At 68.7% G+C, this 25539-nt stretch carries 25 protein-coding genes; 11 read left to right on the top strand and 14 right to left on the bottom strand.

The window, feature by feature from the left end:
* The 3 genes from FG99_RS08695 to FG99_RS08705 are packed head-to-tail and all read left to right on the top strand — an operon-like array spanning position 1 to position 2763.
* Positions 1-1236 (top strand): c-type cytochrome, encoded by a 1236-nt coding sequence (locus tag FG99_RS08695; RefSeq protein ID WP_043268858.1) that lies wholly within the window; start codon positions 1-3, stop codon positions 1234-1236.
* A 1-nt stretch (position 1237) separates the two neighbouring features.
* Positions 1238-2206: an XdhC family protein gene (locus tag FG99_RS08700; RefSeq protein ID WP_043268860.1), complete on the top strand. Its 969-nt coding sequence runs from the start codon at positions 1238-1240 to the stop codon at positions 2204-2206.
* Positions 2203-2763 (top strand): nucleotidyltransferase family protein, encoded by a 561-nt coding sequence (locus FG99_RS08705; protein WP_043268863.1) that lies wholly within the window; start codon positions 2203-2205, stop codon positions 2761-2763. Before FG99_RS08700 ends, FG99_RS08705 begins: the two co-directional genes overlap by 4 nt.
* A 586-nt stretch (positions 2764-3349) precedes the next feature.
* Here the strand turns inward: FG99_RS08705 and FG99_RS08710 are convergent.
* The 3 genes from FG99_RS08710 to FG99_RS08720 form a co-directional block, all read right to left on the bottom strand.
* The gene (locus tag FG99_RS08710; protein WP_043268865.1) at positions 3350-3760 is read right to left on the bottom strand and encodes a type II toxin-antitoxin system VapC family toxin; all 411 of its coding nucleotides are present in this window, start codon (positions 3758-3760) and stop codon (positions 3350-3352) included.
* Positions 3757-4017: an antitoxin gene (locus tag FG99_RS08715; protein ID WP_009613156.1), complete on the bottom strand. Its 261-nt coding sequence runs from the start codon at positions 4015-4017 to the stop codon at positions 3757-3759. The genes FG99_RS08710 and FG99_RS08715 overlap by 4 nt, the downstream gene beginning before the upstream one ends.
* A gap of 82 nt (positions 4018-4099) precedes the next feature.
* Positions 4100-5224, bottom strand: a complete 1125-nt coding sequence (locus FG99_RS08720; RefSeq protein ID WP_043269153.1) for a methyltransferase — start codon at positions 5222-5224, stop codon at positions 4100-4102.
* 128 nt (positions 5225-5352) lie between these two features.
* Here FG99_RS08720 and FG99_RS08725 point away from each other — a divergent pair, with 128 nt between their 5' ends.
* Both FG99_RS08725 and FG99_RS08730 read left to right on the top strand, forming a co-directional pair.
* Positions 5353-6129: a ferredoxin--NADP reductase gene (locus tag FG99_RS08725; protein WP_043268867.1), complete on the top strand. Its 777-nt coding sequence runs from the start codon at positions 5353-5355 to the stop codon at positions 6127-6129.
* A 191-nt stretch (positions 6130-6320) separates the two neighbouring features.
* On the top strand, positions 6321-7874 hold the full coding sequence (locus tag FG99_RS08730; RefSeq protein ID WP_043268869.1) for a TerC family protein: 1554 nt from the start codon (positions 6321-6323) through the stop codon (positions 7872-7874).
* Between the two features lie 17 nt (positions 7875-7891).
* On the opposite strand, the gene mscL is transcribed toward FG99_RS08730, so the two are convergent.
* Positions 7892-8305, bottom strand: a complete 414-nt coding sequence (gene mscL / locus FG99_RS08735) for a large-conductance mechanosensitive channel protein MscL (RefSeq protein WP_043268871.1) — start codon at positions 8303-8305, stop codon at positions 7892-7894.
* Positions 8306-8494: 189 nt separating this feature from the next.
* Here mscL and FG99_RS08740 point away from each other — a divergent pair, with 189 nt between their 5' ends.
* The 3 genes from FG99_RS08740 to radA all read left to right on the top strand — a co-directional run bounded on the left by FG99_RS08740 (position 8495) and on the right by radA (position 10526).
* Positions 8495-8737: an HP1242/YdcH family protein gene (locus tag FG99_RS08740; RefSeq protein WP_009613144.1), complete on the top strand. Its 243-nt coding sequence runs from the start codon at positions 8495-8497 to the stop codon at positions 8735-8737.
* A gap of 77 nt (positions 8738-8814) precedes the next feature.
* Positions 8815-9057, top strand: coding sequence for a hypothetical protein (locus FG99_RS08745; RefSeq protein ID WP_043268874.1), 243 nt, complete (start codon positions 8815-8817; stop codon positions 9055-9057).
* Positions 9058-9152: 95 nt separating this feature from the next.
* On the top strand, positions 9153-10526 hold the full coding sequence (radA, locus tag FG99_RS08750; protein WP_009613141.1) for a DNA repair protein RadA: 1374 nt from the start codon (positions 9153-9155) through the stop codon (positions 10524-10526).
* Positions 10527-11246: 720 nt separating this feature from the next.
* On the opposite strand, the gene FG99_RS08755 is transcribed toward radA, so the two are convergent.
* Positions 11247-11618: a PilZ domain-containing protein gene (locus tag FG99_RS08755; RefSeq protein WP_009613140.1), complete on the bottom strand. Its 372-nt coding sequence runs from the start codon at positions 11616-11618 to the stop codon at positions 11247-11249.
* A 418-nt stretch (positions 11619-12036) separates the two neighbouring features.
* Here FG99_RS08755 and FG99_RS08760 point away from each other — a divergent pair, with 418 nt between their 5' ends.
* From FG99_RS08760 to yjiA, 3 genes are all read left to right on the top strand, one after another.
* Positions 12037-14103 carry a carbon starvation CstA family protein gene (locus tag FG99_RS08760; protein ID WP_009613139.1) on the top strand — a complete coding sequence of 689 codons (2067 nt, stop codon included), beginning with the start codon at positions 12037-12039 and terminating at the stop codon, positions 14101-14103.
* A 15-nt stretch (positions 14104-14118) separates the two neighbouring features.
* Positions 14119-14322 (top strand): YbdD/YjiX family protein, encoded by a 204-nt coding sequence (locus FG99_RS08765; RefSeq protein WP_009613138.1) that lies wholly within the window; start codon positions 14119-14121, stop codon positions 14320-14322.
* 76 nt (positions 14323-14398) lie between these two features.
* Entirely contained in the window at positions 14399-15379 is a 981-nt protein-coding gene (gene yjiA / locus FG99_RS08770) for a GTPase (RefSeq protein WP_043268876.1), read from the top strand.
* Positions 15380-15634: 255 nt separating this feature from the next.
* Here the strand turns inward: yjiA and FG99_RS08775 are convergent, their stop codons facing one another.
* The 9 genes from FG99_RS08775 to FG99_RS08815 all read right to left on the bottom strand — a co-directional run bounded on the left by FG99_RS08775 (position 15635) and on the right by FG99_RS08815 (position 25413).
* Positions 15635-17122 (bottom strand): APC family permease, encoded by a 1488-nt coding sequence (locus tag FG99_RS08775; RefSeq protein WP_043268878.1) that lies wholly within the window; start codon positions 17120-17122, stop codon positions 15635-15637.
* A gap of 350 nt (positions 17123-17472) precedes the next feature.
* Positions 17473-18216, bottom strand: a complete 744-nt coding sequence (locus FG99_RS08780) for a cache domain-containing protein (protein WP_009613135.1) — start codon at positions 18214-18216, stop codon at positions 17473-17475.
* Positions 18217-18658: 442 nt separating this feature from the next.
* Positions 18659-19408, bottom strand: coding sequence for a FadR/GntR family transcriptional regulator (locus FG99_RS08785; RefSeq protein WP_009613134.1), 750 nt, complete (start codon positions 19406-19408; stop codon positions 18659-18661).
* A 153-nt stretch (positions 19409-19561) separates the two neighbouring features.
* Positions 19562-20254, bottom strand: coding sequence for a substrate-binding periplasmic protein (locus FG99_RS08790; RefSeq protein WP_043268880.1), 693 nt, complete (start codon positions 20252-20254; stop codon positions 19562-19564).
* Complete coding sequence (locus tag FG99_RS08795; RefSeq protein ID WP_043268882.1) at positions 20251-21624, bottom strand: glutamine synthetase family protein; 1374 nt, start codon at positions 21622-21624, stop codon at positions 20251-20253. Before FG99_RS08795 ends, FG99_RS08790 begins: the two co-directional genes overlap by 4 nt.
* A gap of 121 nt (positions 21625-21745) precedes the next feature.
* Complete coding sequence (locus tag FG99_RS08800; protein WP_043268884.1) at positions 21746-22468, bottom strand: type 1 glutamine amidotransferase; 723 nt, start codon at positions 22466-22468, stop codon at positions 21746-21748.
* Between the two features lie 10 nt (positions 22469-22478).
* Positions 22479-22919, bottom strand: coding sequence for a flavodoxin domain-containing protein (locus FG99_RS08805; RefSeq protein WP_043268886.1), 441 nt, complete (start codon positions 22917-22919; stop codon positions 22479-22481).
* The gene (locus FG99_RS08810; protein ID WP_043268888.1) at positions 22916-24196 is read right to left on the bottom strand and encodes an FAD-dependent oxidoreductase; all 1281 of its coding nucleotides are present in this window, start codon (positions 24194-24196) and stop codon (positions 22916-22918) included. The genes FG99_RS08805 and FG99_RS08810 overlap by 4 nt, the downstream gene beginning before the upstream one ends.
* The gene (locus FG99_RS08815; protein ID WP_043268890.1) at positions 24193-25413 is read right to left on the bottom strand and encodes a cytochrome P450; all 1221 of its coding nucleotides are present in this window, start codon (positions 25411-25413) and stop codon (positions 24193-24195) included. The genes FG99_RS08810 and FG99_RS08815 overlap by 4 nt, the downstream gene beginning before the upstream one ends.
* Between the last annotated feature and the right edge of the window lie 126 nt (positions 25414-25539).

Here is a 25539-nt window from a genome sequence, read left to right on the forward strand (position 1 = left end):
ATGGCGCGACTGCTAACCGGCCTGCTGCTGAGCGCGGGCCTGGTCGCCGGCGCCCAGGCCGCCGACGCCGACCTGGTCAAGCGCGGCGAATACCTGGCCCGCGCCGCCGACTGCACGGCCTGCCACACCGCGGCGGGCGGCGCGCCCTTCGCCGGCGGCCTGCCGATCGCCTCGCCGTTCGGCACCATCTACGGCAGCAACATCACCCCGGACAAGGACTACGGCATCGGCAACTACAGCGCCGACGACTTCTTCGCCGCCCTCACCGAGGGCAAGCGCAAGGACGGCGCCAACCTCTACCCGGCGATGCCCTACACCTCGTACCACCTGATCAGGCGCGAGGATTCCGACGCCATCCACGCCTACCTGATGACCGTCGAGCCGGTGCACCGCGCCGCGCCCGAGACCGCGCTGAGCTTCCCGTTCAACGTGCGCGCGGGGCTGGCCGGCTGGAACCTGCTGTACGGCAAGAGCGTCCAGCTGCAGAGCGCCGAGGGCAGGAGCGAGCCCTGGCAGCGCGGCCAGTACCTGGTGGAAGTGCTCGGCCACTGCGGCGAATGCCACACCCCGCGCAACGCCATCGGCGCGCTGCAGCAGGACAAGCGCCTGTCCGGCGCCCTGCTCAACGGCTACCTGGCGCCCAGCCTGCTGCCCGAGGACCTGGCCGCGCGCGGCTGGAACCACGCCGACCTGTCGGCCTTCCTCGAGCACGGCATGAGCGCCCAGGGCAGCATGTTCAACGAGATGTTCCCGGTGTTGCACCACAGCACCCAGCACCTGGACAGCGCCGACCTGCAGGCCATGGCCACCTACCTGCTGGGCGACCAGCCGCCGGCGGCCAGGGTGGTGCAGGCGGTGGCTTATCCACAGCTGTCCGCCAGCGCCAAGCGCGGCCGCCAGCAGTACCTCAACGTCTGCGCCGGCTGCCATGGCACCGAAGGCGAGGGCAAGCCGCACATCGCCGTGGCCATGCAGGGCAATACCACCCTGCGCCTGGCCGACTCGCGCAACCTGCTGCGGGTGATCGTCGACGGCATCGGCGAACAGCAGTTCGGCGGCTTCGAACGCATGCAGCCGATGCCCGGCTTCGCGGATAAACTGGATGACGCGCAACTCACCGATCTGCTCAACTACCTGCGTCAAAGCTGGGGCGGCCTGCCCGGCGACCTCGACGCCCAGGCGGTTGCGCAACTGAAGTCCGATGGTGTGCCGGTCCATGCCGGCAAGGCGATGTGAAGTGCAACATCTCGATCTGCAAGTGATCCGCCAGGCGCTGCGCTGGTCCCAGGAGGGCCAGCGTGTCTGGCTCTGCACCGTGCTCTTCACCTACGGCTCGGCGCCGCGCGCGCCGGGCTCGCTGCTGGCGGTGAACCAGGGCGGGCAGTGGGTGGGCTCGCTGTCCGGCGGCTGCGTCGAGGATGACTTCCTCGAACGCGTGGCCGCCGGGGAGTTCGCCGAGCCGGTGAAGGTGGTGCGCTACGGCGAAGGCGACGAGCGCAGCAACATCCGCCTGCCCTGCGGCGGCATCCTCGACGTGCTGGTGGAAAACCTGGCGCCGGACTGCGAAGTCCAGGCGCACCTGCGCGAGCTGGAAGCGGCGCTGCTCGGCCAGCGCCGCCTGCTGCGCCGGGTGGACCTGGCCAGCGGCGCGTACAGCCTGAGCGACGACCATAGCCACGGCCCGCGGGTGGAACGCGATGCAGGCTCCGTGCAGCTGCGCGTCGGCGCAGCCCAGCGCCTGCTGCTGGCCGGCTATTCCAGCGTGGCCCATGCCTGCGCCGAGTTCGGCAAGGGTCTGGGCTTCGAAGTGATCCTGTGCGATCCGCGCGAGGAAGCGCTGGATGGCGTCGAGCTGGACGGCATCGAGATCCGCCGCGAGCTGCCGTCGATCTTCATCGCCAACGGCGGCTGCCATGCGGACACGGCGGTGGTGGCGCTGACCCACGATCCGAAGATCGACGACCTGGCGATGCTCGAAGCGGTGCGCACCGAGGCCTTCTACATCGGCGTGATGGGCTCGCGCACCACTTCGGCCAGACGCATGGAGCGCCTGGAGCGCGTCGGCGGCCTGGGCGAGACGGAGCTGGCGCGCATCCACGCGCCCATCGGCCTCAACCTGGGCAGCAAGACCCCGGCGGAAATCGCCCTGGCGGTGCTCGCCGACATCCTCCGCACCCGCAGCGGCATCGAGCGCGAAAGCCTGTGACGACCGTCGCGCTGCTGCTGGCGGCCGGCTTCGCCCGGCGCTTCGGCGCCGACAAGCGCCAGGCGCGCCTGGCCGATGGCCGTGGTTTGCTGGCGGCTAGCCTGGCCAATGCCCGCGAGGCGTTCGACGAGGTCTGCGTGGTACTGCGCCCGGAGGATGATCCGCTAGCGCTTGGCGTGCCTGTGGATATCTCCATCGTGCGCTGCGCGCAGGCGGAATCCGGCCTGGGCCACAGCCTCGCCGCCGGCGTCGCCGCGCTGGCCGACAACCCGGCCGCCAGCGTGGCGATCCTGCTCGCCGACATGCCCTGGATAGCCCCGCAAACCCTGCGCCTGCTGGCGTCGCAGGCCAGCGAACAGCGCATCGTCTTCCCCCTGCACCAAGGCCAACGCGGCCACCCGGTCCTCTTCGGCCGCGCCTTCTGGCCAGAACTCCGCGCCCTGCAAGGCGACGAAGGCGCCCGCACGGTGCTGCAAGCCCACCGCGAAGCCTGGTACCCCATCGAGGTCGACGACCCCGGCGTGCTGCGCGACGTGGACACCCCCGCATCCCTGTAGGGCCCTGCCCGCGATTCGCGCGCAGGGCGCGCTCCTACAGGGGCGTGGCGCGGCTGGGGCAGCGTAGGATTCTCATCCGCGAACCGCGCCGATACCTCCGGCTATCGCGAACAAGGTCCGCTCCTACGGGGGAGGCATACCGTGCTCCCCGGCAACTTGTAGCGGGCCCTGCCCGCGATTCGCGCGCAGGGCGCGCTCCTACAGGGGAATGGCGCAGGTGGGCGGCGTAGGAGCGGATCTCATACGCGAATCGCGCCGATAGTTCCGGCTATCGCGGACAAGGTCCGCTCCTACGGGGGAGGAATACCGTGCCTCCCGGCAACTTGTAGGAGCGGGCCCTGCCCGCGATTCGCGCGCAGGGCGCGCTCCTACAGGGGCGTGGCGCGGCTGGGGCAGCGTAGGATTCTCATCCGCGAACCGCGCCGATACCTCCGGCTATCGCGGACAAGGTCCTACGGGGGAGGAATACCGTGCCTCCCGGTAACTTGTAGGAGCGGGCCCTGCCCGCGATTCGCGCGCAGGGCGCGCTCCTACAGGGATGCGGCGCGGTTGGGGCCGCGTAGCAGCGGACTCCGTCCGCGATGCCCTACTCGGCCGCCCAATCTTCCAGGCGTAGCCCGTCGATGCGTTCGAACTCGCGGGTGTTGTGCGTCACCAGGGTCGCCTCCAGCGCCAGGGCGTGGCAGGCGATCCACAGGTCGTTGGCGCCGATCGGCGTGCCGGCCAGCTTGAGGCGGGTGAACTGCGTCGCGTAGTGCTCGCACAGGCGCGGGGTGCCGTCGTAGACCACCGGCACCTGGCGCGTCAGGCGCTCCAGCTGGCGCAGGACCTCGCTGCGCCGGGTGCTGCGTTCGGCGCCCTTGAGCAACTTGGCGTAGGTGAAGAAGGACATGCATAGGCCGGCGTCGGCGGGCAGGGCGTTGACCCGTCGGGCCACGGATTCCGGGCGGTTCTTCAGCAGGTAGATGAGGATGTTGGTGTCGAGCAGGTATTTCACAGCTCTTCCCGCTCCTGCATCGGCGGCTGTTCGCGCTGCCCTTCCTCCAGTGCTTCGATGAACTCGTCGTCGAAGCCGGACAGCGCCTGCAGCAACGCCTCGCCGCGGTCTTCGGGCAGCGGGTGGATGACCAGGTCGCCATTGGCCTGGCGGCGGATTTCCACGCGGCTGGCGTCCAGGCGGAACTCCTGGGGAATGCGCACCGCCTGGCTGTTGCCGTTCATGAAGACGCGGCTGGGGAGTGTGGGCGAGGACATGGCAAGGACCTCCACAGATATGTGTGTACAGTTGTGTGTGTATCCTGCGCCGCCGCCCCGCAGAAGGCAATGACCGTCGGTCCTACTTGCTCGCCTTGAGCACCACGAACTTCGGGTTCGCCGCCACCTGCTCGACGCCGCGGAACAGGCGCTTGAGCTTGGCGTGGTAGCCCAGGTGGCGGTTGCCGACTATCCACAGCTGGCCGCCAGTGACCAGCGCGTGGCGGGCCTGCTGGAACATGCGCCAGGCGAGGAAGTCGCCGACCACCTGCTGCTGGTGGAAGGGCGGGTTGCACAGCACCACGTCCAGCGAGTCCGCCGGCTGTCCGGCCAGGCCGTCGGCGGCGTGGAATTCCGCCTCGCGTTCGCCCAGGGCGGCGCGCCAGTTCTCGCGGGCCGACTGCACAGCCATGAAGGATTCGTCCACCAGGCTGTAGTGGGCCTCCGGGTTGGCCAGGGCGCTGGCGATGGCGAGCACGCCGTTGCCGCAGCCCAGGTCCGCCACCCTGGCCCGGCCCAGGCCGCGCGGCAGGTGCGGGAGGAAGGCGCGGGTGCCGATGTCCAGGCCTTCGCGGCAGAACACGTTGGCGTGGTTGAGCAGTTCCAGTTTCGGCTCGTCCAGCGTGTAGCGGCTGGGGTAGGGCGAGGCGACCGGAGCTTTATCCACAGGCGTGGCGAACAGCAGGCGGGCCTTCTTTTCCGCCAGCGAGGCCTGCACCGGGCCGATGTATTTCTCCAGCAGGTCGCCGGCGGCGCGCGGCAGGTGCTTGACCATGGCCCCGGCGATCACTCGCGCGCCCGGCGCCAGGCGGCCGTGCAGGCGGATCAGCTGTTCCTCCAGCAGTGCCAGGGTCTTGGGTACCCGCAGCAGCACCAGGTCGAAGGGGCCCGCCGGGGTTTCGCTGGCCGGGACGAATGTCACGGCGTCCTCCGCCAGGCCGTTGCGCACCAGGTTCTTGCCCAGGGCCAGGGCGGCGAGGAAGGAGTCGCCGCTGCTGGTCACCTGCGCGTGCCCGGCCAGGCCCGCGGCCAGGGCGCCGAAGGCATCGTTGAGCACCAGCACCCGGCAATCGCCGGCCAGGCCGTCGGCGGCCACCTGGCGCAGCAGGTATTCGTCGGCGGCGTCGAAGGCCTGCAGCGGGTCGTTGCGTTGCTCCGGCTGGCGGATCAGGTCGAGTTCGGCGAAGGGCGTGTGGAAGGTCGGCATGGGCATCGCTTTTTCGTTGCGCCAGGTCAGGCCGGCCGCGGTTTGCGGCAAAGGCCCTGATATCTGACGGTGTTTCTCGCTCTTGCGATGGGAGAAACTGTAGGCAGAGATTGGATCGGGAGCGGAGTATGACCGCCAGCGAAGAGAAGTTCACCCGTCAGACGCTGCTCGACGTGCAGACGCTGACCCCCAGCCTGTTCACCCTGCGCACCACGCGCGACGCGGGCTTTCGCTTCCGCGCCGGGCAGTTCGCCCGCCTGGGCGTGTACAAGCCCAGCGGCAGCATCGTCTGGCGCGCCTATTCGATGGTCTCGGCGCCCCACGACGAGCACCTGGAGTTCTTCTCCATCGTGGTGCCGGGCGGGGAGTTCACCAGCGAGCTGAGCCGCCTGCGCGAGGGCGACCAGCTGCTGGTCGACCGCCAGGCCTTCGGCTTCCTCACCCTCGACCGCTTCCCCGACGGCCGCGACCTCTGGCTGCTGGCCACCGGCACCGGGCTTGCGCCCTTCCTGTCGATCCTCCAGGACTTCGAGGTGTGGGAGCGCTTCGAGACCATCAAGCTGGTCTACAGCGCCCGCGAGGAAAAGGAGCTGGCCTACCGCGAGCTCATCGCCGGCCTGGCCGGGCGCGACTACCTGGCCGAGCACGCGCACAAGCTGCAGTTCATCCCGGTGGTGACCCGCGAGCAGGTGCCCGGCTGCCTGGGCGCGCGCATCACCACGCTGATCGAGAACGGCGAGCTGGAGCGCGCCGCCGGCCTTGAGCTGTCCCCCGAGCATTCGCGGGTGATGCTCTGCGGCAACCCGCAGATGATCGAGGACACCCGCGCGGTGCTGAAGACCCGCGGCATGAACCTGGCGCTGACGCGCAAGCCCGGGCAGATCGCGGTGGAGAACTACTGGTAGGCAAGATTTGGAAAAGATTGCCCGCTTAAGCCGCGGGCGTCTTTGCCCTTAGGATGGCCGTCCATCCATAGCCCCTGGAACCCCATGGACTGCCACACGAGCGAGCCGCCCCCGGCGGCCGACGACCCCTTCGGTAATACCTTCTTCCCCCACACCCTCGCCGCGCCCCTGCGCGCGCCCCGGAGCTGACCATGGAGTGGCTCCTGGACCCTACGGCCTGGCTCGGCCTGCTCACCCTGATCCTGCTGGAGCTGGTGCTGGGCATCGACAACCTGGTGTTCATCGCCATCCTCGCCGACAAGCTGCCGCCGCAGCTGCGCGACCGCGCCCGGCTGATCGGCCTGTCGCTGGCGCTGCTGATGCGCCTGGGCCTGCTGGCCAGCATCTCCTGGCTGGTGACCCTCACCGAACCGCTGTTCGAGGTGTTCGACAAGGCCTTCTCCGGGCGTGACCTGATCATGCTGTTCGGCGGCCTGTTCCTGCTGTTCAAGGCCACCCTGGAACTGCACGAGCGCCTGGAAGGCCGCGTGCACCGCAGCGGCGGCGCGCGGGTGTATGCCGCGTTCTGGCCGGTGGTGGCGCAGATCGTGGTGCTCGACGCGGTGTTCTCCCTGGACGCGGTGATCACCGCCGTGGGCATGGTCGAGCAACTGGAAGTGATGATGATCGCGGTGGTCTTCTCCATGGCCCTGATGATGGTCGCCAGCAAGCCGCTGACCGCCTTCGTCAACGCCCACCCCACGGTGATCATGCTGTGCCTGGGCTTCCTCATGATGATCGGCTTCAGCCTCACCGCCGAGGGCCTGGGCTTCCACATCCCGAAGGGTTACCTGTACGCCGCCATCGGCTTCTCGATTCTCATCGAGCTGGCCAACCAGGCGGTGCGCTGGCGCCGCCGGCGCAGCCTGCAGGGCAGCCGCGGCCCGCGCGAGCGCACGCGCTACGCGGTGCTGCGCCTGCTGGGCGGCAAGGTGGAGGCCGACGAGGTGGGCGAGGAAATCGCCGACATGCTGGGCGAAGAGCCGGCCGACGCGCCCTTCGACCGCCGCGAGCGGGTGCTCATCAGCGGCGTGCTGGAGCTGGCCGAGCGCTCCATCCGCACGGTGATGACCGAACGCACCGAGGTGCACCGCATCGACCTGGACGCCGATGCCGCTCAGACGCGCCAGGTGCTGCTGGATTCGCCCTACTCGCGCCTGCTGGTGATCCGCGCCGGCCAGGTCGATGAGCCGCTGGGCTACGTGCACAAGAAGGAACTGCTGAAGGCCATCCTCGCCGGCCGCCAGCCGGACATCGAGCCGCTGCTGCGGGCGCCGCTGAACCTGCCGGACAGCTGCAGCGTGCTCGGCGCCCTGGAGCAGATGCGCCAGGCCTCGACCCACGTGGCTTTCGTGGTCAACGAGTTCGGCGGTTTCGAGGGCCTGCTGACGCTGACCGACATCCTCCAGGCGATCGCCGGCGAACTGCCGGACGCCAGCGAGATGACCGGCCCGGACATCGAGAAGGGCAGCGATGGCTGGCGCGTGCGCGGCGCCACCACCCTGGCGCTGCTGGCCGAACGCATCGGCTTCCGCGGCCAGGCGCCGGAGGATTGCCGCACCCTGGGCGGCTTGGCGCTGCACCTGCTGGACCGCCTGCCGGCGGCCGGTGACGAACTGGAGCACCGCGGCTGGCGCCTGCGGGTGCTGGAGGTGAAGGAACGGCGCGTCGAGCGCCTGCTGCTGCAGCCGCCGCGCGCCGCCTGACGGCGCGCGGGGCCGGTTCAGCTGCGGTTCTGCTGGTTCTTCAGCAGGTCGCGGATCTCGGTCAGCAGCACTTCCTGGGGCGTCGGCGCCGGCGGCGCCTCGGGGGCGGCGGCCTCTTCGCGCTTGAGCCGGTTGATGGCCTTCACGCCCATGAAGATGGCGAAGGCGACGATCAGGAAGTCCAGGCAGGTCTGGATGAACTTGCCGTAGGCCAGCACCACCGCCGGAGCGTCGCCCTGGGCGGCCTTGAGGGTGATGGCCAGGTCGGAGAAGTCGACCCCGCCGATCAGCAGGCCGATCGGCGGCATGATCACGTCGCCGACGAAGGACGAGACGATCTTGCCGAAGGCGGCGCCGATGATGATACCGACGGCCATGTCGACCACGTTGCCTTTGACGGCAAAGGCCTTGAACTCGCTAAGCAGACTCATGCACAGACTCCTTGTAGGGATAGAGGGGACAGGGGGGAGTTTAGCGGCCGCGCCGGTGTTGAACACTCCCCCGAGCCGCCATGGACAGCCGCCAGCGCAAAAGTTCCGGCATGACCGGCGGCGCTGGGCGAAATTCGGTGGTGGTCTAGGCTGAAGGGAATCATCCACCCACGCAGAAGGAGGACCGCCATGCCGCTCGAGCACCATCCCCTGGCCCGTGAGTTTCCCGATCAGCGCGCCAAGATCGCCAAGCTCATCGGCGAGAACAGCCATTTCACCCGCCTGGCCGGCACCTATGAGGAACTGGACCGGCGCATCTACGACATCGAGGACGGCCGCGAGCCGCTGGATGACCTGGCCCTGAACAACCTCAAGCTGCAGCGCGTCGCCCTGAAGGACGAGATCGCCGAGCTGCTGCAGCGTTCAAGCTGAGCTTGATCGATATCAAGGGAGCTCGCCGAGGTCGGGCGTAGTCTTCGGACAACTTTTTCTACTGCTGGTGATCAGCCATGCGTAAAGAGCAGCGTCCCCTCGGCAAGACCCTCCGCAAGCAGGCCAAGACCTCGTTCGACCCGCACCGGGCCCAGGAGCGTCTGGTACGTCTGAAACTGCAGTACGAATTGCTGGACCAGCGCATCAGCCGGGTGGAGGAGGGCATCGAGCGTCCGGACGGCACCCTGGCCGCGCTGATCATGCGCCGCGAAGGCCTGCGCTACGACATGGAGAGCCAGTACCGCCTGCTGGCGGGCTGATCCTTCGGCCGCATCCGTCGGCCACTGTCGCAGCGGGCTGAAGCGCCAGGCGCGAACCGCTATGATGCGGGCTTTGTCTTCGACGGAGTCCGCCCATGGCCAAGGCCAAGCGCATGTACGGCTGCACCGAGTGCGGCGCCACCTTCCCCAAATGGGCCGGCCAGTGCGCCGACTGCGGCGCCTGGAACACCCTGGTGGAGACCGTCGTCGACACCACGCCCACCGGTGGCTCCGGCAGTTCCGGACGCGGCGGCTGGGCCGGGCAGCAGGCCAACATCAAGACCCTGGCGGAAGTCAGCGTCGAGGAGATGCCGCGCTTCAGCACCGCCTCCAACGAACTCGACCGCGTCCTCGGCGGAGGCCTGGTGGACGGCTCCGTCGTGCTCATCGGCGGCGACCCCGGCATCGGCAAGTCGACCATCCTCCTGCAGACCCTGTGCAGCATCGCCAACCGCATGCCGGCGCTCTACGTCACCGGCGAAGAGTCGCAGCAGCAGGTGGCCATGCGCGCGCGGCGCCTGGGCCTGCCGGAAGACAAGCTCAAGGTCATGACCGAGACCTGCATCGAGAGCATCATCGCCACTGCTCGCCACGAGCAGCCCAAGGTGATGGTGATCGACTCCATCCAGACCATCTTCACCGAACAGCTGCAATCGGCCCCCGGCGGCGTCGCCCAGGTGCGCGAGAGCGCCGCGTTGCTGGTGCGCTTCGCCAAGCAGAGCGGCACGGCGATCTTCCTGGTCGGCCACGTCACCAAGGAAGGCGCCCTGGCCGGCCCGCGGGTGCTGGAGCACATGGTCGACACCGTGCTGTATTTCGAGGGCGAGTCCGACGGCCGCCTGCGCCTGCTGCGGGCGGTGAAGAACCGCTTCGGCGCGGTCAACGAGCTGGGCGTGTTCGCCATGACCGACCGTGGCCTGAAGGAGGTCTCCAACCCTTCGGCGATCTTCCTCACCCGCGCCCAGGAATCGGTGCCCGGCAGCGTGGTCATGGCCACCTGGGAGGGCTCGCGGCCGATGCTGGTGGAGGTGCAGGCGCTGGTCGACACCAGCCACCTGGCCAACCCGCGGCGCGTCACCCTGGGCCTGGACCAGAACCGCCTGGCCATGCTGCTGGCGGTGCTGCACCGCCACGGCGGCATCCCCACCTACGACCAGGACGTGTTCCTCAACGTGGTGGGCGGGGTGAAGGTGCTGGAAACCGCGTCGGACCTGGCGCTGATGGCGGCGGTGATGTCCAGCCTGCGCAACCGGCCGCTGGATCATCAACTGCTGGTGTTCGGCGAGGTCGGCCTGTCCGGCGAGGTGCGCCCGGTGCCCAGCGGCCAGGAACGCCTGAAGGAAGCCGCCAAGCACGGCTTCAAGCGCGCCATCGTGCCCCAGGGCAACGCCCCGAAGGAGGCCCCGCCGGGCCTGCAGGTGATCCCGGTGACGCGCCTGGAGCAGGCGCTGGATGCGTTGTTCGAATAGCGCGCACCGTGCCCGCCCATACGGTAGGAGCGGGCCCTGCCCGCGATTTCGCGCGCAGGGCGCGCTCCTACAGGGGAATGGCGTGGGTGGGGCGGCGCAGGGATCTCATCCGCAATCCGCGCCGATAGTTCCGGCTATCGCGGACAAGGTCCGCTCCTACGGGGGAGGAATGCCGTGCTCCCCGGCAACCTGTAGGAGCGGGTCCTGCCCGCGATTCGCGCGCAGGGCGCGCTCCTACAGGGGAATGGCGTGGGTGGGGCGGCGTAGGCGGATCTCATCCGCGAATCGCGCCGATAGTTCCGGCTATCGCGGACAAGGTCCGCTCCTACGGGGGGGCATACCGTGCTCCCCGGCAACTTGTAGCGGGTCCTGCCCGCGATTCGCGCGCAGGGCGCGCTCCTACAGGGGAATGGCGTGGGTGGGGCGGCGTAGCGGATCTCATCCGCGAATCGCGCCGGAACCTCCGGCTATCGCGGACAAGGTCCGCTCCTACGGGGGAGGAATGCCGTGCTCCCCGGCAACCTGTAGGAGCGGGCCCTGCCCGCGATTTCGCGCGCAGGGCGCGCTCCTACAGGGGAATGGCGTGGGTGGGGCGGCGTAGGGCGGATAACGTTCGACGTTATCCGCCGGTTAACCGTGATTCCCGGCAGCCCCGAGGCTGACCTGGGCGCGGGCCGTACCCTGGGTCAAACGGCGTACAACCGCGAACGGTTGTACGCCCTACGCCTGTTCCCCCAGCGCCGTCAGCTCGCGCTCCAGCAGGCTCGCGTCGCCCAGGTTGAGTTCCACCAGGCGGCGCAGGTGGCTGATGGAGTCCAGGTCGATGTGCCGGCAGATGAAGCCCAGCAGGCCCTCGCGTTCCCAGGCCAGGTCCGCCTCCATGTAGATGTTGGCGTCGAAGCCCAGGTAGATGCGCACCTCGAAGGGCTTGCCCGGGTCGCCGTTCCAGCCCGGCGGGCGGGTCACCAGCAGGCCCTGCAGCGACAGGTCTTGCAATTCGGCCTTCCAGCGCTGGCCGTCCTGGGCGACCTCGGTGCTGGCGTCGAAGGCGATGCGGCTGAAGCGCCGTCGTTCAGCGTGATCGTCACTCATGGGTGGGCTCTCCGGCCGATTTGCGTTCGCCTCACTATAGCCAAGCCCCTGTCGCCCGTCGCATCGCCGGCCGGCGGTTTGACAGCCGTCCGGGCGTCGCCAAAGCTGCTAGGGCGGTTCCCCATCAAACCAGGGCGCAGCGGAGCATGGACAACAAGATTCCGGGAAAGGGGCTTATCCTCGGGGTTCTGGCGCGCTACGCCAAGCAACCCGCCTGAGCTTCCCAGGCCGCGCCGGCCCGTGCGCAAACCCTCGGCGCAGAGCGGTTTGCTTGGCGCGGGCCGCGACACCAGACCGCCCCTTTTCAGGCGGCAATATCGTTGCAACGGCTCTAGACTAAGGTCGTATGAATGACTCGCCGGAAAGGACTAGAATTTTTCCTGCGAATTCTCGCCCTTCAACAGTCGGAAGCATCGCCATGAACAATAACAACAGCCTGCTACGTCACCTCGCCTGGGCGATCGTGGCGATAGTCGGAGCATGTGCCTTAGGAGTCGTGGCGCTTCGCCGCGGCGAAGCCATCAATGCCCTGTGGATCGTGGTAGCGGCGGTCGCCATCTACCTGGTCGCCTACCGCTACTACAGCCTGTTCATCGCCGAGAAGGTGATGCAACTGGACCCCAACCGAGCCACCCCCGCGGTGCTCAACAACGACGGCCTGGACTACGTCCCGACCAACAAGCACATCCTCTTCGGTCACCACTTCGCCGCCATCGCCGGCGCCGGCCCGCTGGTGGGCCCGGTGCTCGCCGCGCAGATGGGTTACCTGCCCGGCACCCTCTGGCTGATCGCCGGGGTGGTCCTGGCCGGCGCGGTGCAGGACTTCATGATCCTGTTCATCTCCAGCCGCCGCAACGGGCGCTCGCTGGGTGAACTGGTGCGCGAGGAAATGGGGCAGGTGGCGGGGACCATCGCCCTGTTCGGCGCGTTCCTGATCATGATCATCATCCTCGCGGTGCTCGCCCTGATCGTGGTGAAGGCCCTGGCGGAAAGCCCCTGGGGCATGTTCACGGTGATGGCCACCATCCCGATCGCGATCCTCATGGGCGTGTACATGCGCTACATCCGCCCGGGCCGCATCGGCGAGATCTCGGTGGTCGGCGTGGCCCTGCTGCTGGGCTCCATCTGGCTCGGCGGGCAGGTCGCGGCCAGCCCCGAATGGGCGCCGGTGTTCACCTTCCACGGCGTGCAGATCGTCTGGATGCTGATCGGCTACGGCGCCATCGCCTCGGTGCTGCCGGTGTGGCTGCTGCTGGCCCCGCGCGACTACCTGTCGACCTTCCTGAAGATCGGCACCATCGTCGCCCTGGCCATCGGCATCCTGATCGTCATGCCGGAGCTGAAGATGCCGGCTCTGACGCAGTTCACCGACGGCACCGGCCCGGTGTGGAAGGGCAGCCTGTTCCCCTTCCTGTTCATCACCATCGCCTGTGGCGCCGTGTCCGGCTTCCACGCGCTGATCTCCTCGGGCACCACGCCCAAGCTGCTCAACCGCGAGCCCGACGCCCGCTACATCGGCTACGGCGGCATGCTGATGGAGTCCTTCGTGGCGATCATGGCCATGGTCGCCGCCTCGGTGATCGAGCCGGGCATCTACTTCGCCATGAACAGCCCGCCGGCGGTGGTCGGCACCGACGTCGCCGCGGTGGCCGCGACCGTCAGCGGCTGGGGCTTCGCCATCACCCCGGAAATACTCACCCAGACTGCCAAGGACATCGGCGAGACCACCATCCTGGCCCGCGCCGGCGGCGCCCCGACCCTGGCCGTGGGCATCGCCCACATCCTCCACCAGGTGCTGCCGGGCGAGAACACCATGGCCTTCTGGTACCACTTCGCGATCCTCTTCGAGGCGCTGTTCATCCTCACCGCGGTGGACGCCGGCACCCGCGCCGGGCGCTTCATGCTGCAGGACCTGCTGGGCAACTTCGTCCCGTCGCTGAAGAAGACCGACTCCTGGGGCGCCAACATCGTCGGCACCGGCGGCTGCGTGGCGCTGTGGGGCTGGCTGCTGTACCAGGGCGTGGTCGACCCGCTGGGCGGCATCAACACCCTGTGGCCGCTGTTCGGCATCTCCAACCAGATGCTCGCCGGCATCGCCCTGATGCTCGCCACCGTGGTGCTGATCAAGATGAAGCGCCAGCAGTACGTGTGGGTCACCGCGCTGCCGGCGGCCTGGCTGCTGATCTGCACCAGCGCCGCGGGCCTGATCAAGATCTTCGACGGCAACCCGGCGGTGGGCTTCGTCGCCCTGGCGCAGAAGTACGGCGCCGCGCTGGACGCCGGCCAGGTCCTGGCCCCGGCCAAGGACCTCGCCCAGGTCAAGACGGTGATGCTCAACGCCTACATCAACGCCGGTCTCACCGTGCTGTTCCTGCTGGTGGTGTTCAGCGTGCTGGTGTACTCCATCAAGGTCGGCGCCAAGGCCTGGACCAAGAAGGAGCGCACCGACAAGGAAGCGCCGTTCCAGCCCATTCCCGAGGCCTGAGGCAGGAGGTGACACGTGTTCAATGACCTCAGCCGCATGGGCAAGTACCTCGGGCAGGCCGCCAGGATGCTGGTGGGCATGCCCGACTACGACACCTATGTCGAGCACATGCGCAACAAGCACCCGGACAAGCCGGTGATGAGCTACAAGGAGTTCTTCCGCGAACGCCAGGAGGCACGCTACGGCGGCGGCAAGGGGCGACCAATCCGTTGCTGCTGAAGCCGCGGATGGGTGTATAAACGGACGGGCCGCCAGCGAGCGGCCCGTTTTCATTTTCCTGCCCGGATGGTTCCCCATGAGTGATTCCGTAGTGCCCGCGCAGATTCCGGTGACCGTGCTCACCGGCTTCCTCGGCGCCGGCAAGACCACCCTGTTGCGCCACATCCTGCAGGCCGAGCACGGCCTGAAGATCGCGGTGATCGAGAACGAATTCAGCGACGCCCCCATCGACGGCCAGTTGCTGGGCGATGCCCCGGCGCAGGTCATGACGCTGTCCAACGGCTGCGTCTGCTGCACCATCAACAACGACCTGGAGCGTTCGCTGTACCTGCTGCTGGAACAACGCGACAGTGGCGAGATCGCCTTCGACCGCCTGGTGATCGAATGTACGGGCCTGGCCGACCCGGCGCCGGTGGCGCAGACCTTCTTCGTCGACGAGACGCTGCGCGAGCGCTACCTGCTCGACGGCATCATCACCCTGGTGGACGCCGCAAACGCCGACCGCCACCTGCAGGAGGCCATCGCCCAGGCCCAGGTCGGCTTCGGCGACCGCATCCTGGTGAGCAAGCGCGACCTGGTCAGCGCCGAGCAGTACCAGGCCCTGGCCGAGCGCCTGCAGCGCATCAACCGGCGCGCCGAGCTGTACCCGGTGGACCACGGCCGCATCGAGCTGGAACGCCTGCTCGACGTGCGCGGCTTCAATCTCAACGCCGACCTCGGCCTGCGCCCGCTGCAGCCGCTGCGCCCGGTGGCGGCCAGCGACGACCGCATCCGCACCCTGGTGCTGCGCAGCGACAAGCCGCTGAACATCGAGCGCCTGAGCGAGTTCATGGACGACCTGCTGCAATGGCACGGCAACTCGCTGCTGCGCTACAAGGGCGTGCTGAACATCCAGGGCGAGGAACGCCGCCTGGTGTTCCAGGGCGTGCTGCGGCTGTACGGCTTCGACTGGGACACGCCCTGGGGCGATGACGCGCGCGAGAGCGTGATCGTGTTCATCGGCGACAACCTGCCGGAGGAGCAGATCCGCCAGGGGTTCGAGGCGATCGTGGGGTGAGCGGTGGGGCGCATCCGGCGTGGCCGGTGGGCCCAATCGCGGACAAAGTCTCCTACCGCATGAGCGAGCATGGCTTTTCGTAGGATGGCGTTGAGCGAAGCGATACCCATCAGCGCAACCGCATGGGTTTCGCAAGCTCAACCCATCCTACGAAAAACGCCTCGGCGCAGACAGTTGCTCCCTCTCCCCAGCCCTTGACCCCTCCTCAAAAAGAAACGCCCGGCATTCACCGGGCGTTCTTCTTCAGGCCAGGCCTCAATGCCGGGCCAGCTTCCAGGCGTCCCCAGCCGGCGCAGTGCCCTTGTCGTAGGGCTTGAACACCGTCATGTACACCAGCCCCACGGCGATCACGATGGCGCCCACCAGGATGATCCCGTAGTTGATGTACCAGGGCGCGTCCGGCGTGCGCGGCCAGGACATGTTGACGATCGCCAGCAGGCCGTAGACCTGGGCGGCGATATTCACCGGCCAGCCCCACTTGCCCAGGGTGAAGGCGCCGCTGGGCTTCCAGTCGCGCAGGCGGGCGAACAGGGCGGCGCCGACGATCATCTGGAAGGCCAGGTAGATGCCGATGGCGGCGAAGCTGACCACGGTGCCGATGGCGTTCTGCAGGTAGAAGCCGATGCATACGATGGCCGCCGGGATCACCCCGCACACCACCAGGGCCGCGGTGGGCACGTGGGTGTTGGGCGACAGGCGCTGCAGCAGGCGGCTGCCCATGACCATCTCGTCGCGGGCGTAGGAGTACAGCAGGCGGCTGGCGGCGGCCTGCAGGCTGAGCACGCAGGAGACGAACGACACCAGGATCACCAGCATCACCAGGCGCGCGCCGAGCGGGCCGAAGGCGCCGTCGAAGATGGTGCTCATCGGGTCCTTGTCGGCGCCGGAGATCACCGCGCCTATGTCCGGCACCGCGAGGATCAGCGCCAGGGCGGCGAACATCGAGGCGCCGCCGCCGATCCAGATGGTCATGCGCATGGCCTTGGGAATGCGCCGGCTGGGGTTCGGGGTTTCCTCGGCGACGTCGCCGCAGGCCTCGAAGCCGTAGTAGAGGAACATGCCGGCCAGGGAGGCGGTGAGGAACGCCGGCCAGTAGGCGCCGTCGATGCGGATGTCGAAGGTGTCGAACAGCACCGAGATCGGCTGGTGGCGTTCGAAGATCAGCAGGTAGCCGCCGATGACGATGGCGCCGATCAGCTCGCAGAGGAAGCCGAACATGGCCACCCGCGCCAGCAGCCTGGTGCCGCTGAGGTTGAGCAGGGTGGCGATCAGCGTCAGGCTCAGGCCGATCAGGGTGTTGGTCGCCGGGTCGGCCTCGAAGCCGAGCAGGGTGGCGACGTAGGGGCCGGCGCCCAGGGCCACCGCGGCGATGGTCACGCACAGCGACACCGAGTAGATCCAGCCGACCATCCACGCCCAGCGCTTGCCCACCAGGCGTCGGGCCCAGGGGTACACGCCGCCGGAGATCGGGAACTGCGAAACCACCTCGCAGAAGATCAGGCACACCAGCATCTGCCCCAGGCCCACCAGCAGGTACGACCAGAACATCGGCGGCCCGCCGGCGGCCAGGCACAGGCCGAAGATGCTGTACACGCCGACCACCGGCGAAAGGTAGGTGAAGCCCAGGGCGAAGTTCTGCCACAGGCTCATGCTGCGTTCGAAGTTGGAGGAATAGCCCAGCGCGCGGAGCTGTTCCGCGTCGCGGTCGACCGGGGCGATGCCGGGTTGGATCGGACTGTTCATCGTTATTGTTCCTGTATGGCTATGCACGTCGGCATTGAACAGATGGATCGGGACTGGGAGCCCGCTGCCCACGGCGCGTGGCGGCAGCGGTGAAAACCGGGGCGGCCGGGCCGGGGTAACAGCGGCGGCCGCCTGCGTGGAGCAAGCACAGCCTATGCCATATTACATATGATTTAAAATGTTTTAGTGGACTCTCTGCGCTGGAGGGTGGGAAGGCTGGAGCTAGAGCGGCGGGCTCTTGCGCGCAACGGCCCGGGCGACGGGGCCGCCAGGGCCGTTCAGCGCCCCGGCGGGGGACGAAAATGGGGCGGAGTAACGCCGCATTGCTCCCTTCGGGAGCACCGGCGGGCTCAGGCTGCGCGGTGGCGCTTCTCCGGCAGTTGCACCAGGGTCCAGTGGGCGGACTGCTCGGCCAGGTTGGCGCGCTGGCAGCGGGTATCGCTGGCCAGCCCCAGGCTGGCTATCTCGCCGGCGATGAAGTTGGCGGTGTTGGCCGCCACCACCCGGCCTTCGCCACTGAGGATCAGCGCCTCGTGCTCCAGGCGCATGAGCTTGGCGGTGACCACCCGCTCGAAGCGGTTCAGCGCGATGTCCGCGGCGGCCACGCCGAGGAAGCGCCCCTCCAGCAGCAGCGGGCGGGAGAAGGTGAGGATGTACATGTCCTGGCCGTAGAGGTCGACGTAGGGACCGACCACGCTGCTGCGCCCGCTGTCGCGCGGGATGGCGAACCAGGGCATGGCGCAGTAGTCGTAGAAGTTCTCGCTGCGCCGGTTGAAGTTCAGGCTCAGCGGCACGGTGCGCCCGCCGGCGCCCAGCTGGCGCCACTCCAGGTACATCTCCTTGTCGCGCAGCACGCCCGGCTGCAGCACCACGCCGCAGCCTTGCAGGCAGGCGCCGGGCTGCGTCAGGCAGCCTTCTATCAGCGGCCGCAGGCTGGCCAGGTCGGCGGAATCCACGGGCCTGCCGTCGGCCTCGCGCCAGATGCTGTCGATGGCGTTGGCCAGGGTGTCGATCTGGGCAAAGATGTTACTGATCGACACGTCGATGCGCTGGGCGCACTCGTCCAACGGGGTTTCACACACTGCGCTCGCCATGGCCTGGAGTCTCTTGTTCTAAGGGAAAGCGGACCTCCGGCGGATAAAAATCCTAAATCAGAGGTTTGCACGGGAAAAACAGGGCAAGGGTTGTGCCAATTGGCTCCGAATCCACCTGTAGGAGCGCGCCCTGCGCGCGAATCGCGGGCAGGGCCCGCTCCTACAGGTGTACGCAGTCGACTTCCACGTAGGGTGGGTTGAGCTGTGAATGCTGCCTTGGCGATGGGTATCGCTTCGCTCAACACCATCCTACGAAAGACGCCGCTAGCCGGTGATGTGGGAGCAACTGTCTTGCCGATTGCACCGAGGCGCTTTTCGTAGGATGGGTTGAGCCTTGGCGAAACCCATGCGGCCAGGCGATGGGTGTCATATTTGCCGTGGGGGTAGCGGACCTTGTCCGCGATACACGCGCAGGGCGCGCTCCTGCATGGGGCCGTTCGGCCTAGGGCGCTTCCTGGGCCAGGAGTTCCAGCTTCATGTCGATCAGGCGCTTGATGCCGCGGTTGACGTGGGCCTCGACCAGGGCGCCGGCCAGGTTCGGGTCGCCGGCGACTATCGCTTCGCGGATCGCCGTGTGCTCCTGCTGGATGGTTTCCACACTGGGCGCGCCGGGCACCGGTAGCCAGAGCAGCTCGCCGATCTCCGCCTGCAGGCGGATTTCCGCGTGGGTCAGTCGCACCGACTGCGAGGCCACCGCTATCTCGATGTGGAAGCGCGCATCGGCGCGGCGGCGTTCGTGGCGGGTACCGGCCTTGCCCAGTGTCTCGATGTACTGCGCCAGGTGCTGGTGGTGCTCGCGGGAGGCGCGGCGGGCGGCCAGGCGCGCGGCGGTGCCGGAAATGGCGATGTGTTCGTCGCAGAGGTCGCGCAGGTCGATGGTGCTCAGCTCGTCGAGGCGGCTCAAGACGATCTCGGCGGGGATTTCCTCGATGGCGCGGATGAAGCTGCCGCCGTTGCGCCCGCGGCGGGTCTCGATGACGCCGCGCTGGCGCAGGTAGGCCAGGGCTTCGCGAAGGGTCACGGTGGCCACGCCGAACTGCATGGCCAGTTCGGTCTCGCTGGGCAGTTGCTGGCCCTCGGCGAACAGGCCGAGGTCGATGGCGTCCATCAGCCGGCGCACGACCTCTTCGGTGCGGCCTTCCTGGCGCAGGCGGATGAAGGGGCCGGGAGCGGTGGGTGAGGATCCATTCATACTGCGTTGCGGCCGCGGCGGGTGCTGGGCGCCGGAGCCAGAACTCCTGTAAGGGCCGGAGGGGGTGAGGGGCTGGCGCAGTATAACCTCATACTCAGAGTTCAATGTAGAAAGCGGCCGCCCCAAGGGGGCGGCCGATTGCCGCGAGTTGTGTCAGAACGGGTAGGCCAGGCTCGGCATCCACTGTTGCCAGATGCGTTGCAGTTCGCCGTCGGCCTTCAGCGCCGCCAGGGCGCTGTCCACCTCGTCCAGCCACGGCCCCTGGCCGCGCTTCACCGCGATGCCCCAGCGGTTGTGGGTGGGCACGCTGAAGCCGATGGCCAGGTCGGGCTCCTCGGCCAGCGGCACCAGCGCCACATCGTCGTCCACCAGGGCGTCGATTTGGCCTTCGCGCAGGGCCCGGACCATGTCGCCGAGCACGTCGTCGGTGTCGCCGCCGAAGGGCACGGTGATGCAGCCTTCGAAGGTTTCCGCCAGGGCCATGTTGAGGCTGTTAGCGATCGCCCCGACCTTCTTCCCGACCAGGTCCGCCGGGCTGCGCACCAGGCTGCCGCGCAGCACCATCACCGCCTCGTCGAACACCGCGTAGGGCGCGGTGAAGTCGGCGAGGGTCAGGCGGTAGTTGGAGATGCCCTGGCCGCACAGCAGGATATCGGCGTCGCCGGCCTGCAGCGCCGGGTAGAAGTCCGCCCAGTTGCGGTAGACGAACTGCGCTTCGCGGCCCAGGCGCCTGGCCAGGGCGCGGGCGACGTCGGACTCGTAGCCGTGGCGGTAGCCCTCGGCGTCCTTGTGGAACAGCGGCGGGGCCGGCAGGTCGGCGCAGAGAACGCGCAGTACGCCGCTCATGGCAGGTAGTCCATGTACATCTTGGCTTCCCACTCGGTGACGATGGAGCAATAGCGCGCCCATTCGTCGGCCTTGAGGTCGCGGTACAGCTCGGCCATCGCCGGCGGCAGCGCGCCGCGCACCACGGCGTCTTCGTCGAAGGCCTGCACGGCTTCGCCGAGGGTCATCGGCATGCGCACGTTCTCGCGGGCGGCGGGGATGCTGTCGCTGTTGTCCGGGGCACCCGGGTCGGTGCGGTTGGCCAGGCCGTCGCGGATGCCGGCCAGCAGCAGGGTGTGCGACAGGTAGGGGTTCACGCTGGCGTCGGGCAGCTTGTACTCCAGGCGGCCGTTGGCCGACAGGCGCACGGTGCAGGTCTTGTTGTCCATGCCCCAGTTCAGGCGGTTGGGGGCGAACAGGCCGGCGTCCCAGAAACGCTTGTAGGAGTTCACGGTGGAGGCCATCACCAGCATCGAGCCGGGGGCGTGGGCCAGCAGGCCACCGAGGGCGTGGCGGCCGGTCTCGGTCAGGTGCAGTTCGCGGCGGCCGGCTTCGGCCAGCACGTTCTGCTCGCCGCGCCAGAGGCTGAAATTGTGGTGGCAGCCGCTGCCCATGCTGCCGGTGGTGGGCTTGGGCATGAAGCTGGCGCGCACGCCGAACTCGTTGGCCACCTGGCGGCAGATCAGGCGGTAGGTGACGAGGCGGTCGGCGGTGAGGTGGCAGTCGTCGAACATCCAGTTCAGTTCGAGCTGGCCCGGGTCCTCGTAGTCGCCCTCGATCATGTCCAGGCCCATGGCGCCGGCGTACTGCATCACGCGCTGGAAGATCGGCCGCATGGTCTCCAGGTTGCCCAGGTGGTAGGCCGGGCTGGCGCCGGGGCGCACCTTGACTTCCAGCTTGTCGCCGAACCAGGTCATCTCCGGTTCGCAGCCGGTCTTCAGGCTCAGCCCGGTGTCGGCGGTGAAGGCCTTGTGGCTGTCGATCAGCAGGCCGCGTGCGTCGGTGGCCAACACCTGGCCGGCCACTTCCTGGCGGTGGTCGGGCTCGTACAGACGGCAGAAGAAGCTGCCGATGGACTTGTCCCAGGGCAGCACGTTGAAGCTGCTCACGTCGGGGATGGCGGTGAACTCGGCGGCCTGGGCGCCGCCGCCGAGCAGCACGCCGGCGCGGGTGCTCTGCAGGTCGGAGAGCGCGGTGCGGTGGAACTGCACGCCCTTCTCCAGGTTGCGCAGCAGGTGCTTGGCCGGCACCACCTTGGCCAGCACGCGGCCGCTGAGGGTGACCACCTGGTAGTACAGGTATTCCACGCCGGATTCGCGGATGCGCGCGGCGAGGTCCTGGGCGACGGCGGAGCTGGTGTTGTATTCCTTGTGTAGATCGAGCGCTGTCATTTCGGGGTTCTCCTCGGGCAGCGGCAGGCAAGGCACGCTGCGATGGCGGATGAATTTAAATTTGTAAACTGTGTTTATATGTTTTAGAGCGAAGAACGGAACCTCTCTGCGAAGCGCCGGGCTAGGGGATGAACGGGGAACAGGCCGGGCCGGAGTGTTCGCGGAAGAAGGCGGCGGCCCAGCGGGCGATCTGCCGGTTGTCCGGGCTCAGCCGCCGCAGCGATTCCCAGGCCCGCGCGGTGACGTCCGCCGGCAGCAGGCCGTTGCCGTAGCGGTCGAGCAGGGCGGCCAGGTAGTCCACGCTGAACTCCGGGTGGAACTGCACCGAGCGCGCCGGGAAGGCGTACTCCAGCACGCCGTGCGGGCAATGGGCGGAGCCGCCGGCCACCCGCGCCTGCGGCGGCAGGCTGCTGACCTGGTCCTGGTGGAACACCAGGGTGGCCGCGTCCTCCAGGCCCTCGGCGTCGTACCGGTAGGCCTGGGCGCCGACGCCCCAGCCGACCTCGGCGCGGGTGGTGCGGCCGTCGAAGGCGTCGGCCATGATCTGGTGCCCGAAGCAGATGCCGAACACCGGCCGGCGCAGGCTGCGCAGACGCCGCAGCAGGGCCGTCAGATGCAGCATCCAGGGGCTGTGTTCGTAGCAGCTGTGGCGCGAGCCGGTCAGCAGGTAGCCGTCGAAGGCCGTGGCCTCGGGCAGTGGCTCGCCGCGCACCGCCGAGACGTAGGTGAAGTCCGCCTCGGGCAGCGCCGGGGCCAGCCAGCTTTCGATCATCGCCGGGTAGCTGCCGAAAGCCTCCTGCAGTTCCTCGGGGATCAGGCCGTTCTCGATGATGCACAGGCGCATGGCGTTCTCCTCAGATCTGCCCGAGCAGGCCCTTGGCCCAGGCCAGCGCCGCGTCGCCGGGCAGCTCGCCGCTGGAGGCGTCGTGCTGGCCGTGCTCGCCGACCTGCTGCGCACCCAGTTCCACCAGGGCGTCGGCGATGATCCGGCTGCCGCGGTTGAAGGTCTCGTAGAAGCTGTCGCCCAGGCCGAAGGTGGCGAAGCGCAGGCCGGCCAGGTCCGGGCGCTGGCCTTGCAGCGCGGCGTGGAAGGGCTGGGCGCTGTTGGGCAGCTCGCCGTCGCCGTAGGTGGAGCAGACGATGACGTGGAAGTCCTGCGGGTTCAGCGTGGCCGGGTCGAAGGCGGCCATGTCGCGGACCTGGGTGGCGTAGTCGGCACCCATAGCGTCGGCGAGGTCGTCGGCGACCATCTCGGCGTTGCCGGTCTCGGTGCCGAAGAGGATGAGGATGTTCATGCGGGGTTCTCCTGGGGGCTGCGGGCGATGGCGAGCATGCCGGCGCGGTCGGTGATCTTGCGGCGCACGCGGCCGGGGGCGGCGGCCCGGGTTTCGGCGTGGTCGATGCGCTGCCACTGCGGGTAGCCGACGCCACGTTCGCGCAGCCCGGCGGGCAGGGCGGCGAGGCCGGGGCGGCCGTTGCGCGGCGCGGCCTGCTGGTCGGCGACCATGGCCTCGGCGACCAGGCGGGCGTCCTGGCGGTTTTCCGGGATGGTCCCGCGCGGGCCGCGGCGCAGCCAGCCGACGCAGTAGAGGCCGTCGTCCAGACGGCCACGTTCGAGATCGGCGCTGGCGCCTTGCAGGGCGTCGCGTTGCAGCAGGCCGTCGGCCGCTTCCTCGAAGCCGATGGCGCTGACCAGGCTGTCCACTTCCAGGCGCAGTTCGCGGCCGTCGGCGTGGCGTAGTTCCAGGGCTTCAACGCTTGCGGCGCCGTGGATGGCTTGGGGTGTCCAGCCGAAGTGAAAGATCAGTTCGCGGCCGGCTGCCGGCTGCTCCTGCGCGGCCAGCGCGCGCAGCACGTCCAGGCGCGCCTGCTCGGTGGCGTCGGCACAGGGGGCGTCTTGCGGCGGCAGGTCCTCGATGCGGATGCGCACCCCGGCCAGCTTGCCCAGCTCGCGCAGCATCACCGGGTCGAAGCGGGCCTGGGCGGCGGGCGAGCGGCCGAGGATGTTGATGCGCTCCACGCCTTCGGCCAGCAGCGCCTGCAGCGGCGCCTCGGCGATGTCGGAGCCGGCGAAGTCCTCGGCCGACTTGGCCAGCAGGCGCAGCAAGTCGATGGCCACGTTGCCGTTGCCGACGATGGCCACGCGGCGGCCGAACGCCGGGGCGAAGCCCTGTTCGTCCGGGTGGCCGTTGAACAGCCGGGTGACGCGGCCGGAGCCGTAGACGCCGGGCAGCTCGTCGCCGGGGATGCCCAGGCGGCGGTCGCCGTACAGGCCGGTGGCGAGCACCACCAGGTCGAAGGCTTCGCGCAATTGCTCCAGCGATAGGTCGCGGCCCACCTCCAGGTTGCCGAGGAATGCCACGCCTTCGCGCTCGAACAGCCGCTCGAACTGCCGGCACACCGCCTTGGTGCCCTGGTGGTCCGGCGCCACGCCGTAGCGCACCAGGCCGAAGGGCGCGGGCAGGCGCTCGATCAGCACGATCTGCGCGTCCGCCCAGTGCTTGCGCAGGGCCTGGGCCAGGTAGCAGGCCGAGGGCCCGCTGCCGACGATGGCTACGCTGGGTGCGTTCATTTCGCCGGCACCGCGTCGAAGCGGATCGGCAGGCGGGTGGCGCCGGTGTTGCCGCTGTCCGGCAGCCACTCGGCCTCGCCGTTGGGCGCCGGGTGCTTCAGGTGCTGGGCGAGCAGGGCCAGGGCCGCGGTCATGTCGCCGCGGGCGATGAAGTGGCCGATGCAGTGGTGCGCGCCGGCGCCGAAGCCGAAGTGCGGCAGGCGCTTGGCGGTGATGTCGAAGCTGGCGTCCTCGAAGGCGTGCGGGTCGCTGCCGGCGGCCTGGCTGAACAGGTGCACGGTGGTGCCCTTGGCGATGTGCAGGCCCTGGTATTCGAAGTCTTCCAGCGCCTCGCGGGTCACCCAGGTCACGGTCGGGCGCACGCGCATCACTTCTTCCACGGCGGCGCGGGCCAGTTCCGCGTCGTTGCCCAGCAGCTCCCATTGCGCGGGGTGCTGGAGGAAGGTGTCCATGGCCAGGCTGAGCTGGTTGCGGGTGGTGTCGATGCCGCCGAAGATCGCCAGGACGATCATGTCGTACAGCTCCTGGTCGCTGAGGGCGTTCTTGTCCTCTTCGTTGGCGCGCACCAGGCTGCTGAGGAAGTCCTCGCCCAGGCCGTTGCGCTTGAGCGCTTCCACCGCCTGGCGGGCATAGCCGAACAGCTTGTCGGTGGCGGCGTTGATGCGCGCTTCGTCGCGCTTGAAGGTGACGCCCAGGGCCAGGCCCATCTCCACCGCCAGGTCGGCCAGGCCCTTCCATTCGCTGATCGGCAGGCCGAGCAGCAGGCAGATCACCTGGGTGGCGTAGGGTTCGGCGAACTCGCTGACGAACTCGCACTCGCCGCGGCCTTCGAACTGCGCGATCAGGTCGCCGGCCAGGCGCTGGAAGTCCGGCATCATCTGCTTCACCAGCTTGGGCGCGAAGGCCGGGTTGGCCAGGCGGCGCAGGCGCGAATGGTCGGCGCCTTCCTTGCTCAGCAGCATGCGCATCCACCAGTCGGCGAAGCTGCCGCTGGCGTTGTTGTGCGCGGGCCAGGCATAGCTGCCCTGGCGCAGGCGCTGGTCGCGCAGCAGCTTGTTCACCTCGTCGTAGCGCAGCACGGCGATGCCATAGGGCGTGCGGGCGAACCAGCTTTGCGCGCGGGCATCCATCACCGCCTGGGAGCGGATGGAGAAGCTCGGGTCGCTGACATCCAGGTAGGGCGCGTCATCGAGGCGGGTAGGGGCGCTGGTGGTCATTCGGACACCTCCGTTCTGGCGCTTGCCGCCAGTGGGCGGTGCGCTGTTGTTGTGATGGGCGATGCCGGGCGGCGCCGCCATCCGCCGTCGGTGGGCGGCGGGGGATGGATTTGAATTTAAAATATG

It is taken from the genome of Pseudomonas sp. AAC, from assembly GCF_000725445.1.
GTDB lineage: Bacteria > Pseudomonadota > Gammaproteobacteria > Pseudomonadales > Pseudomonadaceae > Pseudomonas > Pseudomonas citronellolis.